This is a genomic window from Ardenticatena maritima (assembly GCF_001306175.1).
Lineage (GTDB): Bacteria > Chloroflexota > Anaerolineae > Ardenticatenales > Ardenticatenaceae > Ardenticatena > Ardenticatena maritima.
In genome coordinates this window covers 245,474-260,862 of sequence record NZ_LGKN01000003.1, presented here as the reverse complement: position 1 = coordinate 260,862, position 15,389 = coordinate 245,474, and the positions used below count along the sequence as shown (strand labels likewise).

Below are 15,389 nucleotides of genomic sequence, written 5' to 3'. Positions count from 1 at the left end.
CGGGTGCACTTTTCGGCAAACGGCGCTCCGTCAACCCAAACCGTGTTACGAATCCGCATCTTGCGCGGCGTGGGGCACAACCTTCAAGAAGGCTTCGCGCACTTCGGCATAGACGGCATGCCGCCCCGTTTCCTTCTTGGAGTAAATCAGCGTCCCATCCACCGCGACTTCAAACACACCCCCCGATGAGGGAATCAGCGTGAACGATTCAATGTGGTGTTGAAACTCCGACAGCAGTTTGTCCGTCAAACTGACGGCGCGCGGCAAGTAGTTTCAAACAGCGCAGTATTCAAGCGTGACTTTGACCTTCGACATGTTGTCCCTCCTTGTGATATGGGCTTGCACCGTTCAGTATATGCGCTCTGCCCGGCGCGTCAAAGCCAGAAAAAAGGGCGGTTATCGCCAAGCCCACCTTCCCGCAAGATTGACAAACCGAGCGCTCCCTTCTACACTTGCGCCTTGCGAGTATCGAGCCATGCGGAGGAGATGTGACGGAGTCGAACACAGCCACCATCTCACCATCGGAAACATCACACCCGAAAAAAGGCGGGGCGTTTGTCCGACGCCTTGAAATTCATGGCTTCAAGACGTTTGCCAGCCAAACGGTCTTCGAGTTTCCCGAAGGGATTACCGCCATTGTCGGCCCCAACGGCTCGGGCAAAAGCAACATCGCCGACGCCATCCGCTGGCTCTTGGGCGAGCAACGCATGAGCGTGTTGCGCGCCAAAAAGAGCGAAGACCTCATCTTCAACGGCACCGACCGACGCGCCCGCATGGGCATGGCGCAAGCCTTCCTCACGATTGACAATTCCAGCGGCATTCTGCCCATTGACTTCTCCGAAGTCGTCATTGGTCGCCGCACCTACCGCAGCGGCGAAAACGAGTACCTCATCAACGGGCGTAAAGTCCGCCTGCGCGACATTCAGGAACTGCTGGCGCACGCCGGCATTGGCGTCACCACCTACACCGTCATCGGGCAAGGGCTGGTGGACGCTGCGCTTTCCTTGCGCGCCGACGAGCGGCGTCAAATGATTGAAGACGCCGCGGGACTTGGCGCGTATCAGGGCAAACGCAACGACGCCCTGCGTAAACTCGCCGAAACAGAAGAAAACCTGCAACGCGCGCGCGACATCGTCGCCGAACTCGCCCCGCGTGTGCGGCGCTTGCAACGCCAGGCGGAAAAAGCCGAAGAATACATCCGCCTGAACGAGCAACTGCGCGACCTTCTGCGCAAATGGTACGGCTACCAGTGGGGGCAAGCCACCCAAGCCGTGCAACAGGCCCGCGCCGCCGTGCAGGAAACCAGCGCCGCCCTCGAAGCGGTGCGCGAAAAAATCACCGCCCAAGAAGCCCACCTGCACACCCTACGCGCCGAAGCCGTGCGCCTGCGCAACGAACTCGAACAATTGCGGCGCGACCGTGCCGCCGAGCGCCGCCGCGTTGAAGCCCTGCGGCGCGACCAGGCGGTCGCCGAAGAACGCGCCCGCCTGCTTGCCCGCCAGGCCGAAACCTTGCGCGAAGAACTCGCCGCCCTTGACGCCGAACGCGAAACCCTGGCTGCACGGGGCAACGACTTGCGCGCCGAACGTGAACGCCTCGAAGCCGAACGCGCCCAAGCCCAAGCCGCGTTCCAAGCGGCGCAAGCCCGTTTGCGCGACGCCGAGCAAGAACGCGAACGCCTGCGCCGCGAAGTCGAAGCCGCCCGCAAACGGCTCGCCCGCCTCTCGGCGCGGCTCGTGGAAATCGAACAACAGCAAGCGCAAATCCGCGAACAACGCGAGCGCCTGAACCGCGAACTGGAAGAACACCAAGCCGCCATGAGCGACCTGCGCAAGCGGCTGGCACGTCATGAAGGCGAAATCCAGTTGCACGAAGACGAACTCGAAACCCTGCGCCGCCAAGCAGGTGAATTGCAGGTGGCGCTCCTCAAAATGAAGCGCCTCATCGAAGAAACCACCGCCGAGCGCGACGCCCATCGCGAGGCGCTCAACCAGGCGGAGCGCGAACTCAGCAAACTGGAAGCCCGCCGCGACCTCTTAGCCCGCTTGCGCGAAGAAGGCACCGGCTACGCCGAGGGCGTGCGCGCCCTTCTGCAAGCCGCCCGCCGCGGACAGGTGTTCGGCATTCTGGGGCCCGTCGCCGATTTCCTGCGCGTGCCCCCCAAACTCGCCGTCGCCGTCAGCGCCGCACTGGGCGACCGCCTGCAAGGGCTTGTCGTGCGCGACCTCGAAGCTGCCATCGTCATTCGCGAGTGGCTGGCGAACCACAACACCACGCGCGTGACGATTCTGCCCCTGGCGAACCTGAAAGGTCCGCGCTACCGCGCCATTCCCCAAGATGCGGGGGTGCTAGGGCGCGCCGCCGACCTCGTCCAAGCCGAAGACCCCGGCTTGCTGGAACATCTGCTCGGCGCGTGGCTCATCGTCCGCGATTGGAACACCGCCGCCCGCCTGGCGAACCGCGACTTCTGGAACATCGTCACCATTGACGGCGACGTGCTGCACGCCGACGGCTCGCTTCAGGCGGGGCAAGGCGATACCGGTGGGCGCTCACTGCTCGAACAGAGCCGCGAATGGGCGGAACTGCCTGAACGCCTCGAAGCCGCCCGCCGTGTGGTGGAAGAGGTACAAGCGCGGCTGGAAGAAATCGAAGAACTGCTAGCCGAACACGAAGCCGAACGCGAGCGCCTTTTGCGCGAAATGGCCGACGTCTCACGCGCCATGGAGCGGGTGGGGCAAGCCATCGAACGCGAAAAGCGCGAAATTGAGCGTGTTCAGCAAGAGCAGAACTGGCGCAGTGAATTGATTCGCCGCCTGAAAAAAGAATACGAAGCCCTGCGCGTGCAGGCTGAGGAACTGGAAACCGAAAGCCAGCGCGTCTCCGCCGAGCAGGTGCAGGCTGAACTGGCGCTGCAAACCGCCGAACAGGCGCTCGAAGCCGCCCATCCCGGCGCCCTGCGCGAAGCGGTGGAAAAAGCCCGCACCGTCGTCGCCGTGCTGGATGAGCAACTGAGCGGCTTGCGCCGCCAATGGCGTGAATGGGAGCAAGCCCTCGAACGGCTCGAACGCCAGCGCGCCCAAAAAGAAGCCCAACTGGCGGCATTGAGCGAGGAGCGCGCCAAACTCGCCGAGCGCCAGCAACAACTCGCCCAACAAATCACCGCCATCGAAGCCGCCATGGAAGGCTACCTGGCGCGCATTCGTCCCATCGAAGAGCGGCTGGCGGCGATTGAAACCGAACAGGTGCAAGCCGAAGAGCATCTGGACGCGCTCCGCAAGCAGGGGCAAGCCGCCGACGAAGCCGCCCACCGTGCGCGGCTTTCCCTGCAAGCCGCCGAAGACCGCCTGGCGCACCTCGGCACGCAAATTGAAAACGACCTTGGACTGGTCGAATACGAGGATTTGTCGGGCGACGTCCCCCAGCAAACATTGCTCCCGCTCGACGAACTGGTGACAACCCTGCCCAAAGTCACCGTTCTGCCCGAAGGGCTGGAAAACGACATCCGGCGCTTGCGCCGCCTCATCGGGCAATTGGGCGCCATCAACCCCGAAGCCCCCCAGGAATACGCCGAGTTGAAAGAGCGCTACGAGTTTCTCACCACACAAGCCGACGACCTCGAAAAAGCCGCCGCTGACTTGCGGCACATCGTCGCCGAACTCGACCGCTTGATGACTGAGCGTTTCCGCGAAACGTTCGACGCCATCAACGCCGCCTTCAAACGCTACTTCAAGCGGCTTTTCGGCGGCGGCACGGTTGACCTGGAACTCACCAACCCCGAAGACCCGCTGTCAAGTGGGGTGGAAATCATCGCCCGCCCACCGGGCAAGCGCCCCCAAAGCATCGCCTTGCTCAGTGGCGGCGAGCGCGCCCTCACCGCTGCGGCGCTCATCTTTGCCATTCTCTCGGTCAGCCCCGCGCCCTTCTGCGTCCTCGACGAAGTGGACGCCATGCTGGACGAAGCCAACGTGGGGCGTTTCCGTGAAACCTTGCTGGAACTCGCCGAGGAAACCCAATTCATCGTCATTACGCACAACCGCGGCACCATTGAAGCCGCCGACACCATCTACGGCGTCAGCCAGACCGAACCGGGCGTTTCGACGGTCATCTCGCTGGCGCTTGATGAAGCCATCCGTGCAGCGAAGCACTAACGAGGCAACGAACCATGGCACGACGCAACAAAATCGTCATCATCTCCACCGGCGGCACCATCGCCATGCAAGACAGTGGCGAAGGGGCGGTGCCCGCCCTGAGTGGTGAAGAACTCGCCGCACGCCTGCCCCAATGGGGTGAAGGCGTAGAGATTGAAGTCGAAACATTCAGCAACATTCCCAGCGGTCACCTCACCCTGGAACAACTCTGGCAATTGCAGAAAGTCGTCGCTGAGCGGCTGGAACGGCTCTACGTGCGCGGTGTCGTCGTCACGCATGGCACCGACACCATGGAAGAAACCGCCTACCTGCTCGACCTGACCGTGCCGTCCAACAAGGCGGTTGTGCTCACCGGCGCCATGCTCCACGCCAGCGAACCGGGCTACGACGGCGTGCGCAACCTCACCGACGCCGTGCGCGTCGCCCTCGACCCCCAATCCGACAACCGCGGCGCTATGGTGGTGATGAATGGCGAGATTCACGCGGCGCGCTATGTCACGAAAATGAAATCGCACGGCGTGGACGCTTTTGCATCGCCGGGGCGGGGTCCCATGGGGCGCGTGATTGAGGGACACGTGCACTGGTATTGGTCGCTTGAACGCGAAGCCCTGCCCGTGCGTCGGCTGGTTCCCAATGTGCACCTCATCAAAGCCACGCTCGGCATGCCCGACACACTGCTCCGCGCGCTCATTGCGCAAAACGTCGCCGGCATCGTCATCGAAGGCTTTGGCGGGGGACGTGTCCCCCCCTGGTGGATGGACGCCATCCGCGAGGCACGCCAAAAGGGCATCCTCGTTGCGATTGCGGGGCGTGTGCCTGTCGCGCACAGCATGGACGGGTATGGATACCCCGGCGCCTATCGCGATTTGGAAGAAGCAGGGGTGCTCTTCGCCGAAGGGTTGAATGGCCCCAAAGCGCGGCTCAAACTCATGGCAATTCTGGGCGGTCTGGTCGGGTAGCAAACAGGCCGCCGTTCCGCCGTCCGCTTCCCGCCGCCACGCTCATGCGCACGCATAGCGTGGCGTTCTTTCACTTTTCCCCATTTGGTGAAATCTTTCCCCATGTAGTACAATTGACGGTCGAAATTTTGCAACAACGCACAGATACGCCCATGGAAGACTTTTATTCAGCAACCGTCTTTGAACGATTTGCGCTCGGCGACATCCTCCAACAAGTTCCGGATTTTGTTTCCGCTAAAGCCATTGACTTGTTGGAATCAGACGCTGTTGAAGTTCGCCAACACAAGCGAAACGACGCTACGGGGCGCGTCCATACTGAAAACGGCACGTACAACGTGACGATTCTCACCACATCGTCGCGCCTGTATGCCTTGTGCACCTGCAAATCGAACGAGCACCCCTTCTGCGAGCATAGCCTTGCGCTCTTGTTGGCGCTGGCTGAATCGAGCACTATCGTTTCAGAACCCAACCATCTCGTGCTTTTGTCAGAACGCATCGCTACCTTGCTTGACTACGCGCCGGACAGCCAGACGCGGCAACGGAAAACACGACGCGGGCATACGCCTCTGCGCCTGGCGTTTGTATTGCTCAAAAAGAAGTACGATTTTATGGTTGTGCCCATCGGCTTAGGCGGACGCGCAGCGCTTGCCCAAACGCCCGCCGAGTTGTTTGCAAAGGACGGCGACGAGACCTCACCACACACGCTCCTCGTCCACCCATCCGACAAGGAAATCTTTCGCACGTCCCGCGATTTGGATGAGCGCATCATCGCGACACCGGGCGAATTTTCCCTGGCGCGACTGTTGCTCCGCACCGAAGGCCTTGCGCGCGCGGGCTATCGGCGCACCCCTTACCAGCCGGGCGAAGTGCTTGATTTGCTCGCGGCAACAAACACGCCCTGGATTTTCTATGCCGAGGAAGATCAGTTCACCCTTCTCACCGGTCCCGTGACCATCGTCAACGGGCTGGGCGAGTGGGTCCTGGCCTGTGAGGGGGACGAAACCAGTCATTTGCATCTCCACGTTCAAGTACGCCTGCCGCATGGCGAACATATTGACGCCAAAACGCTCGACATCATCACAGACGAACCCATGTGGCTGTATGACCCCACCACGCTGCGGCTCATTCGCATGGCAACCCCGCTTGACGACGAGGCGCTGGAAACCGACATCCAGGTCCCGCCGTCGCTGTACGACACCTTCGTCGAAACGCATCTGCCCAAACTCGCCGAAGCCTGGACGTTCGCCGATACCCCTCTCTGGAAGACCATCGAGGGCATCAAGCCGGTACCGCGGCTCTACCTGTTTGACGATGAAGAAAACACCATCGGCGCTGAACTGCGCTTTGCCTATGGCGATATCGAAGTCGCGGCGGCGCGCACAGTGCCCTCGCAAACCTTCACCACCGACGAAGAGGGGCATCTGGTGCGTGTTGTGCGCGACATTGAGACCGAAATCAACGCGATCGAACTGGTGCGCCAACACGGGCTCAAATACGGGCGGGAAGAAGGGGCGTTCGCCTTGCGCAAAAATACCGACCCGGTGGACTTCCTGCTGCACCATATCCCCATGCTTTTGCGCAAGGGCTTTGAAATCTTTGGCGAAGAATCGCTCGCATCCATCAAAGTCAATCGGCGCAAGCCCTCTATGCGCCTTTCGATTTCCTCAGGGATTGACTGGTTCGACCTGCAAGCCGAAGTCTCATTCGGCGATGTCAACGTCTCCCTGGCTGAAATTCGGCGTGCGCTACGACGCGGACGACGGTATGTCAAACTCGCCGATGGGTCGGTTGGCGAATTACCCGAAGAATGGTTGGAAAAATTCAAGCATGTGTTTGGGCTCGCCGAACTCTCCGATGAGGGCTTGCGTTTCCGCACCACGCAAATCGGCCTGCTCGAATCGCTGTTGGGCGACGTAGAACAGGTTGACGTGGACGAAGAGTTTGAACGGCGGCGCGAACTTTTGCATCGCTTTGACGCCATCGAGGATGTACCGCTCCCGCGCGGGTTTCAGGGCGAACTGCGCCCCTACCAGAAAGCCGGCTACAACTGGCTCCATTTCCTGCACCGCTACCATTTTGGCGGTTGTCTGGCGGACGATATGGGGCTTGGGAAGACCGTCCAAGTGCTCGTCTTCCTGCTCTCCCTGCGCGAAAGTGGGCACGCGCAACGCGCCGACTTGATTGTGGTGCCCCGTTCGCTGGTTGAAAATTGGCGGCGCGAAGCCGCACGCTTCACGCCTTCTCTGCGGGTGCTCGTTCACGCGGGTCCCCAGCGCACCGAAGACCCGTCGGTGTTCGACCAGTACGACCTGGTGATTACCACCTACGGCACCGCCCTGCGCGACGCCAAAATGTTGCGCCAATACACGTTCCACTACGTCGTGCTGGATGAATCGCAAGCCATCAAAAACCCCCTCACCAAAACAGCGCGCGCCCTGCGCCTGCTCAAATCCGACCATCGGCTTGCCATGACCGGGACGCCCGTGGAAAACAACACCATCGAACTCTGGTCGCTCTTTGCGTTCATCAATCCGGGGTTGCTGGGCAATTTCAAATACTTCCGCGAACATTTTGCTACGCCCATTGAACGCTTCCAGGATGATGAAACCGCCGACCTTCTGCGTCGGCTGGTCTATCCGTTCATCTTGCGGCGCACCAAAGCCCAGGTGGCACCCGAACTGCCGCCGCGCACGGAGCGCGTCTTCTTCACCGAGATGACGAACGAGCAAGCCGCGCTCTACGAACATTGGCGCACACACTACCGCAATCTCTTGCTTGGGCTTATTCAGGAAGAAGGGTTGCAACAAGCCCGCATGAAGGTGCTTGAAGGGCTTTTGCGCCTGCGCCAAATCGCCATTCACCCCAAATTGGTAGACCGCACCTATCAGGGGACGTCTGGGAAGTTTGAACTGTTGCTGGAAACGCTGGAAACATTGCGCGAGGAAGGGCACAAGGCGCTCATCTTCTCCCAATTCGTCAAGGTGCTTGGGCTGGTGCGCGAAGAACTGGACGCGCGCGGTATTCCCTACGCCTACCTGGACGGGCAAACACGCGACCGCCAGGCGATTGTTGACCGCTTCCAGCATGACGAAAGCCTGCCCTTCTTCCTGATTAGCCTGCGCGCCGGTGGGGTCGGCTTGAACCTGACCGCCGCCGACTACGTCATTCACATTGACCCGTGGTGGAACCCGGCGGTAGAACAACAAGCCGCCGACCGCACCCACCGCATCGGGCAAGACAAGCCGGTTTTCGTCTATCGCCTCATCACGCGCGATACGGTTGAGGAAAAAATCCTGGATTTGCAAGAACGCAAGCAACAACTGGTCTCGCAACTGATTACTACCGAAGGCGGTATCTTCAAGAACCTGACGCCAGAGGATATCGCCGTCCTGTTCGAGTAAGGCGAGGCGACGCCTCAATGCACCCATCATCCAATCCCAGGCACAAGGAGCAACAGCCCATGAACGCATACCCTCGTTCCGCAACAGCCAACGCCGGCGCCAACATCGCCCTGATCAAATACTGGGGCGTGCGCGACGCAACGCTCAACATTCCGCTGAACGACAGCGTCTCGTTCACGCTGGACACCACCCGCACCACCACCACCGTCACCTTCGACCCCGACCTGCCCGCCGACGAACTGCTCATCGGGGGCGAACCAGCCGCGCCGGCCGCGACTGAACGCGCTTCACGCCACCTGGACATTCTGCGTGAAATGGCGGGGGTCTCATGGCGGGCGCGCATCGTCTCCGAAAACACCTTCCCCATGGGGGCGGGGATTGCCAGCAGCGCCTCCGCCTTTGCCGCATTGACGGTTGCCGCCGCCGCGGCATTGGGGCTATCACTCGACACCCGTGCTCTGAGCCGCATTGCACGGCGTGGCTCCGGGTCAGCGGCGCGCTCGATTGAAGGGGGGTTTGTCTGGTGGCACGCCGGCATTGACGACGCCACCTCCTATGCGGAGCAAATCGCACCACCCGAACATTGGGACCTGTGCGACATTGTGGCCGTGGTGGAAGAGGGCGAAAAGCGCGTTTCCTCGGCGCAAGGGCATCTGCTGGCGGAATCCAGCCCCTTCCTGGAAACGCGGCTCTCGCTGGTGCACAAAGCGCTGCCGCGCGTGCGCGAAGCCATCCTCAACCGCGACCTCGCCACGCTGGGACCTATTATCGAAACCGACGCGCTGGCCATGCACTTTGTGATGATGAGCAGTCAACCGCGCCTGTTCTACTGGACGGGGGCGACGCTCGACATCTTGAAAGCCATCGAACGCTGGCGCGATGAGGGGCTGCCGGTCTGGTTCACGATTGACGCCGGACCCAACGTCCACCTGATTTGTGAAGCCAACCACCGCGACGCAGTAGCGACGGCGGCGCGTTCACTGCCCGGCGTGCGCGACATCATCATCGCCCGCCCCGGTCCAGGGGCGACGTTGGTGTAAGCCGCTTACAACGCATCGGGGACCAGCGTCAACGGGACGTGCAACTCCGGCGGAAATTCAACCGTGCCGGCCATGTGGGTATCGTGTGTGCGCAGTTCCAGCGCCCACGGGCGCGCCGCCCGATTACCCAGCGCGTTGCGTTCCTCATCGCTTATCGGTTCGCGCACTTCCACACGCGCCGCGCCCAACGCAAACAAAATGCCGTGCTCGTCAAACCGGACCGGCGACACATCGAGCAGCATCTCGTAATGCGCCGCTGTCTCCGCCGGACGACGCGCCAACACAACCAATTTGCGAATGCTGTACGCCTGATTGGGGTGCGCCGCGCCCTCCACAGGCACACGCCACTCACGCGGCGTCAGGTCTTGAATGAAGAAGGGCAAATCCGCATCCTGCGGCGTAGCCGTAATCCAGCGCACCTCGCGCCCATCAGGACGAGCGCGCGCCCCTTCAATAGCGGGCGTCATCAGCACACCCCGCGCTTCCGCCGCCTCAGCCTCGGCAGCGGCGTCTTCCACATTGACGGCAAAATCCACCAGGCCGTATGGTCCCAACGCATAGCGCACCATGCGCTTCTGAATGGGCGAAAAGCCGCTCAGTGCACCATCAAGCAAGCCCACCCGCGCCGCCGCCCGCAACGCCTGCCAGCGCACCGCATTGGTGGGCGCAAGCAACTCCAAATAGGAGCCATCTTCCAGCACCACCAGGGCGTTGTGCGTCAAACCGCCGGCATGCACCCCGCCCTCAATGACGTGAAACCCCGCCGCCCGCCAGGCGGTAATCGCCGCTTCCAGCGAGGGCACGCCAATCACCAGATGATCAATGCCAATTCCCATAAAAACCTCCTGACATGCGAACATGAAAACGCTTGAAAACAGAAACACTTTGTGTAGGCGTACCACGCAATGCGTTCCTCGTCAAACGCGCCCAAATGAACGCCAATTTGTTCCATTCTTCACGTGCAAATTGCGCTTTTGTGCGCTTCTTGTATAATGCCTTATTAGCCCATGATTCAGTTGAAGAATCAGCATTTTGAAAATCTTTTTGGAAAAGGAGACGCACCATGAGCGAGCACATTGAACCGCAGGCTCCGGAGGTGGTGGAAACACCCACGGAGACCACGGAAGAACGCCCGACCGCCGAAGTTGAAGAAACGACCGTAGCCGAAGCCGAAACCCCCGAAAGCACCAGCGAGCCCACTTCCGACCAAGAGGCCACGAGCGAAAAGCCCAAGAAACGCCGCCGACGCCGCAAACCGCGCAAGCAGCAGCGCGAAATTACGGTGCACATGGATGAATTGACCCCCGGCATGGAACTCAAAGGCATCGTGCGCAGCACGCAGGATTACGGCGCGTTTGTGGATATCGGCGCGGAAACCGACGGTCTGGTGCACATCTCGGAACTCAAAGACGGCTTCGTCGAAAAGGTGGAAGACGTGGTCTCCGAAGGTGATGAAGTCACCGTCTGGGTCAAAGAAATTGATCTGGAACGCAAACGCATCAGCCTGACGATGATTGACCCCAACGCGCCGCGCGAATCCCAACGCGAAGCCGACGACGGCAAACTGCGCTTGCGCGACCTCGAAGAGGGGCAGGAATTCACGGGAATCGTCACCAGCATCGTTGATTTCGGCGCCTTTGTGGACATCGGTGCGGAAACCGACGGTCTGGTGCACATCTCGGAATTGAGCGAGGAGCGTGTGAACCGCGTTGAAGACGTGGTCGAAGTCGGGCAAGAAGTGAAAGTGCGCATCATCGGGATTGACCGCAAGCGCAAACGCATCAGCCTGAGCATGCGCGAACCGCGCGAAGCCATTGAGTACACCTTTGACGATGAAAGCGACGACCAGCCTGTCTCGCTCTTCGCGCTGGCGCTGGCACGCGCTCAGGAACGCGCCAAGAAGAAGCGCAAGAAGAAACAAGCCGACGAAGAAAACCCGCTGGACGATATCATTCGCCGCACCATCGAGCAGATGAAAGCCGATCAATAAGCAACCTTTCGCACGCTTACAGCCGCCGCTCTCTTTTGGGGCGGCGGCTTTTCTATCCCGCATTCAGACGCGCCAAAAGAAGGAGTGTTGCATGTTTGCTCGTCGTCTGCTATTCACACTCGCCATCCTCGCCTGCGGGCTGGTGCTGGCGTGCCAACCAGCATCTCCCGCCCCAACGCCAACACCAACACCAACACCAACGGTTTCCAGCGCGGCGACGGCGACACCGCCCGCCACCACCACACCCGAAACCGTCCACAGCACGCCCACCACAGATGAGATTCGCCATCTCACCATCCTGTACACCAACGACGAACATGGCTGGCTCGAACCCCACGAACGCGACGGGCGTCGGGTGGGCGGCGTGGCGGAACTGCTGACCCGCTGGCGCACCGAAGAAGGCTACGACCCTGCCGATGAGTCGTTCCTTCTGCTGAGCGGCGGCGATAACTGGACGGGTCCCGCCATCTCGTCTTTCTTCGATGGGGAATCCGCCTATGAAGTCATGGACGCCATGGGATACGATGTTTCCGCCATCGGCAACCATGAGTTCGACTTCGGGTTGGATGTGCTCAAAGCGCGCATGGCGGAGGGACTTATCACGTATGTCGCCGCCAACATCGTGGACGCCGAAACGGGCAACATCCCCGAAGGCTTCACCCCCTACACGATACTCGACGCCAACGGGGTGCGTGTGGGGATTGTGGGGCTGACCACCACATCCACCCCCTACACCACCAAACCCAACAACGTCGCCTCGTTGCGCTTCCGCCCCTACGATGAGACACTGCGCGAATGGGTCCCCCGCCTGCGCGAAGAAGGCGCGGACATCGTTATCGCATTGGGGCATATCTGTCTGGATGAGATTCAAGCACTTGTGCCCACCGCCGCCCAACTTGGTGTGGATGTGCTCACTGGTGGGCATTGCAACGAATTTGTCGCCGACGAACGCGACGGCGTGCACATCATCATTGGCGGGAAACATTGGGAATCGTATGCGCGCCTGGACCTGGATGTAGACCCCACAACCAACCGTATCGTTTCAGCCAACGCCTCATTGCACACGCACACCCCCGACGCGCTGACGCCAGACCCTGATGTTGCCATGATTGTGGCGCGCTGGCGCGACGCCGCCGCCGATGTGCTCGAAGAGCCAATCGGCTATACCGAAAACGGTATCAAACGGGGAAGCGCGCTCTATAACCTCGTCACCGACGCATGGCGCTTCGCCTATCCCAACGCCGACATTGCCTATACCAACCTGGGCGGTTTTCGAGCCGATTTGTCGCCCGGCGTCATCACGGTGGGCGATGTGTATGGCGTGTTGCCCTTCGATAACACACTGGTTGACGTGGAAGTGAGCGGGCAAGACATTCTCGACAATTTCGCCTGCTGTGGGGGCACATTCAGCGGCATGCGGTTCCAGGGCGGCACCTTTGTGCTGGACAACGGCAACCCGCTCGACCGCGACGCGACCTACCACGTGCTCATCAATGATTTCATGTACGCCGGTGGGGACGGCTATTTATTTGGCGAACAAGACCCCAACGGGTACGATACCACCATCCCATGGCAACAGCCCGTGATCGAGTACATTCGCGCACTCGACACATCGCCCGAAGCGCCACTGGAAACACGCATTGACACATCGCATCGGGGTTGGCGACGCTAACGTATGCCGCAATCACCCTTTTCGCTCGAACCCATCTTCACGGCGGCATGGCGCATCATCCGCGCCATGCTTAGCGACCCTGTGCGCCGTTTTCAATTCTCGCTTCTTCTGCTCGCGGTCGTCTTGCTTTTGGGGACTGTGGGCTACGTGCTGATTGAAGGGCTGCCGTGGATTGACGCCCTCTACATGACCGTCATCACGCTCACCACGGTTGGCTTTGGTGAAGTACGCCCCCTCTCGCACACCGGGCGGCTCTTCACGATTTTGCTCATTCTCGTGGGCGTGGGCACAGTGGCGTGGGCGGTGCAAAACGCCGTCGAAATTATTTTGGGCGACCGCCTCTGGCAATCGGTGCAGGAACGCCGTTTGGAGGAAGAACGCATGAAATTGAGCAATCACTACATCATCGCGGGGTATGGGCGCATGGGGCAACAGGTTGTGCGTGATTTGAAACGCCAGGGGGTGCCTTTCCTTGTCATAGACAGCAACCCCGACATTCAGGAAGAACTCATCGAGCAAGGCATCCCCTTTCTCATCGGCGACGCCACACAAGACGAAACCCTGCTCGAAGCGGGAATCGAACGCGCGCGGGGCTTTGTCGCCGCACTGAGCAGTGACGCGGATAACGTACTCGCCGTCCTCACAGCCCGCGGGCTCAACCCCAACTTGCGTATCACCGCCCGCGCCTCGAATGAGCGCACCGAAAGCAAACTGCGCCGCGCCGGCGCTGACCGTGTGGTCAGCCCCTACACAATCGGCGGCCATCGTCTCACGCTGGCGACACTGCGCCCAACCGTGCATGACTTTTTCGAGAGCATGTTCCACGAAACCGACAGCGATATTGACATTGGCGAATTGACCATCGGCGAACATTCGCCGCTCGCAGGACAGACGCTCAGCGGGTGTGATTTGCGCCGTGTGTGGCACGTCAACGTGATTGGCGTGCGCCGCACCGACGGGCGTTTCCTGTTCAACCCACCCGCCGATTACGTCATCGCCCCCGGCGAAACCTTGATTGTCATGGGACCCGCCGAACAAATCCGTGCGCTTGAAGAACGCAACCAATCGCATATCATCTGAGACAGTCCAACGAAGAGTGCCAGGAGCAGAGGGACGCACATGAACGAAATCACCATCGGCATTGCCTTATCCGACTTGAATTTGGCGGACCAACCATCGCGCCTGACGGTCCCCGACGACCTGATGGCCTACGCGCACCGTTTCAGCAACACCCTCAACACCGAAACGGTCTTTTTTGAACTGCAACCCGAAGCGCGGTTCGTCAATCTCACCACCTACCCCGACCAGTTTCAGGGGAATTTGCACAACCCCTGGCTCAAAATCATGTACACCGAACACGCGCTCCAACGTTTCCTGCGGAGCGAGCATATACGCATCGGATTGCACATGCCCACAACAGGGCGCGACCCACTGAGCAGCAATTTTTACGCCAAATACCGCGCACTCGAAGAAACCAAGCGCGTCATGGACCTGGCGCAAGCCATCGAAGCCGATTACATGGTGTTTCACCTGGCCACTCGCGATAAATGGACTTGGGAACGCCAGGACCAGGTTGCCAAGGGGCTGAAAATCTACAAGGAAATTGCAGCCTACTACGCCTCCCGCGGGTACACGTTCACCCCTCTGATCGAAGTCTTACCCTATCCGCGCTTCCCGGCGCATGGCGGCGAACTGCTTTCGATTTTCAATCAGGCGCAACACATTCTGCACAACACACGCATCGCCTTCAACATCTCCCACCTGTGGCAAACCTATCGGCGGCTCATGGCGCTGGGGCAATGGGATGAGCGCGTCTCATTCCTCGACCACCTGGAATACAGCCTGAGCAACGTATGCGATATGATTCACGTCATCCAATTAGGCGGGTGTTGGGAAAGTGAAACGCACGCCATTCCGGGGCTTCACCCCCAACAAAACCCCTTCGATTCGCCGCTCAAACTGCGTGAATCGCCGGGCATCTATGCCGAATCGGGGGAAATCAACCTCAACGGTGTGCTCGACCTCGTGGTCAAATACACGCTCGGGGTGGGTCGCCCACTGCACCTCATTCTCGACATTCGCGACCGCGACATCTCGCAAGTGCTGGAAGCCGCGCGTCAAATTCGCGCCGATATTCTGGCGCGTGTACGTGAGCGCTTTATGTAAACGAAACCTGACA

At 60.4% G+C, this 15,389-nt stretch carries 11 protein-coding genes; 8 read left to right on the top strand and 3 right to left on the bottom strand.

Annotation, left to right across the window (positions count from 1 at the left end):
- Nucleotides 1-45: 45 nt before the first annotated feature.
- On the bottom strand, nt 46-267 hold the full coding sequence (locus tag SE16_RS01270) for an Rdx family protein (RefSeq protein ID WP_082374410.1): 222 nt from the start codon (nt 265-267) through the stop codon (nt 46-48).
- Between the two features lie 221 nt (nt 268-488).
- Between SE16_RS01270 and smc the strand changes: the two genes are divergently transcribed.
- The 4 genes from smc to mvaD all read left to right on the top strand — a co-directional run bounded on the left by smc (nt 489) and on the right by mvaD (nt 9,548).
- Complete coding sequence (smc, locus tag SE16_RS01265) at nt 489-4,148, top strand: chromosome segregation protein SMC (RefSeq protein ID WP_054493882.1); 3,660 nt, start codon at nt 489-491, stop codon at nt 4,146-4,148.
- 14 nt (nt 4,149-4,162) lie between these two features.
- Nucleotides 4,163-5,107: an asparaginase gene (locus tag SE16_RS01260; protein ID WP_054493883.1), complete on the top strand. Its 945-nt coding sequence runs from the start codon at nt 4,163-4,165 to the stop codon at nt 5,105-5,107.
- Between the two features lie 152 nt (nt 5,108-5,259).
- Nucleotides 5,260-8,508, top strand: coding sequence for a DEAD/DEAH box helicase (locus tag SE16_RS01255; protein WP_161804497.1), 3,249 nt, complete (start codon nt 5,260-5,262; stop codon nt 8,506-8,508).
- 59 nt (nt 8,509-8,567) lie between these two features.
- Nucleotides 8,568-9,548 carry a diphosphomevalonate decarboxylase gene (gene mvaD / locus SE16_RS01250; protein ID WP_060687105.1) on the top strand — a complete coding sequence of 327 codons (981 nt, stop codon included), beginning with the start codon at nt 8,568-8,570 and terminating at the stop codon, nt 9,546-9,548.
- 5 nt (nt 9,549-9,553) lie between these two features.
- Here mvaD and SE16_RS01245 read toward each other — a convergent pair whose 3' ends face one another.
- Entirely contained in the window at nt 9,554-10,384 is an 831-nt protein-coding gene (locus SE16_RS01245; RefSeq protein ID WP_054493885.1) for a VOC family protein, read from the bottom strand.
- Nucleotides 10,368-10,613, bottom strand: coding sequence for a hypothetical protein (locus SE16_RS15875; RefSeq protein ID WP_160317031.1), 246 nt, complete (start codon nt 10,611-10,613; stop codon nt 10,368-10,370). Before SE16_RS15875 ends, SE16_RS01245 begins: the two co-directional genes overlap by 17 nt.
- Here SE16_RS15875 and SE16_RS01240 point away from each other — a divergent pair.
- The 4 genes from SE16_RS01240 to SE16_RS01225 all read left to right on the top strand — a co-directional run bounded on the left by SE16_RS01240 (nt 10,612) and on the right by SE16_RS01225 (nt 15,376).
- Nucleotides 10,612-11,538 (top strand): S1 RNA-binding domain-containing protein, encoded by a 927-nt coding sequence (locus SE16_RS01240; protein WP_054493886.1) that lies wholly within the window; start codon nt 10,612-10,614, stop codon nt 11,536-11,538. The genes SE16_RS15875 and SE16_RS01240 overlap by 2 nt on opposite strands.
- Nucleotides 11,539-11,629: 91 nt before the next feature.
- Nucleotides 11,630-13,210 carry a bifunctional metallophosphatase/5'-nucleotidase gene (locus SE16_RS01235; RefSeq protein ID WP_054493887.1) on the top strand — a complete coding sequence of 527 codons (1,581 nt, stop codon included), beginning with the start codon at nt 11,630-11,632 and terminating at the stop codon, nt 13,208-13,210.
- Between the two features lie 3 nt (nt 13,211-13,213).
- The gene (locus SE16_RS01230; protein ID WP_054493888.1) at nt 13,214-14,290 is read left to right on the top strand and encodes a potassium channel family protein; all 1,077 of its coding nucleotides are present in this window, start codon (nt 13,214-13,216) and stop codon (nt 14,288-14,290) included.
- 39 nt (nt 14,291-14,329) lie between these two features.
- A complete protein-coding gene (locus SE16_RS01225) occupies nt 14,330-15,376 on the top strand; it encodes an apurinic/apyrimidinic endonuclease family protein (RefSeq protein WP_054493889.1) in 1,047 nt (348 codons plus the stop codon).
- Nucleotides 15,377-15,389 lie beyond the last annotated feature (13 nt).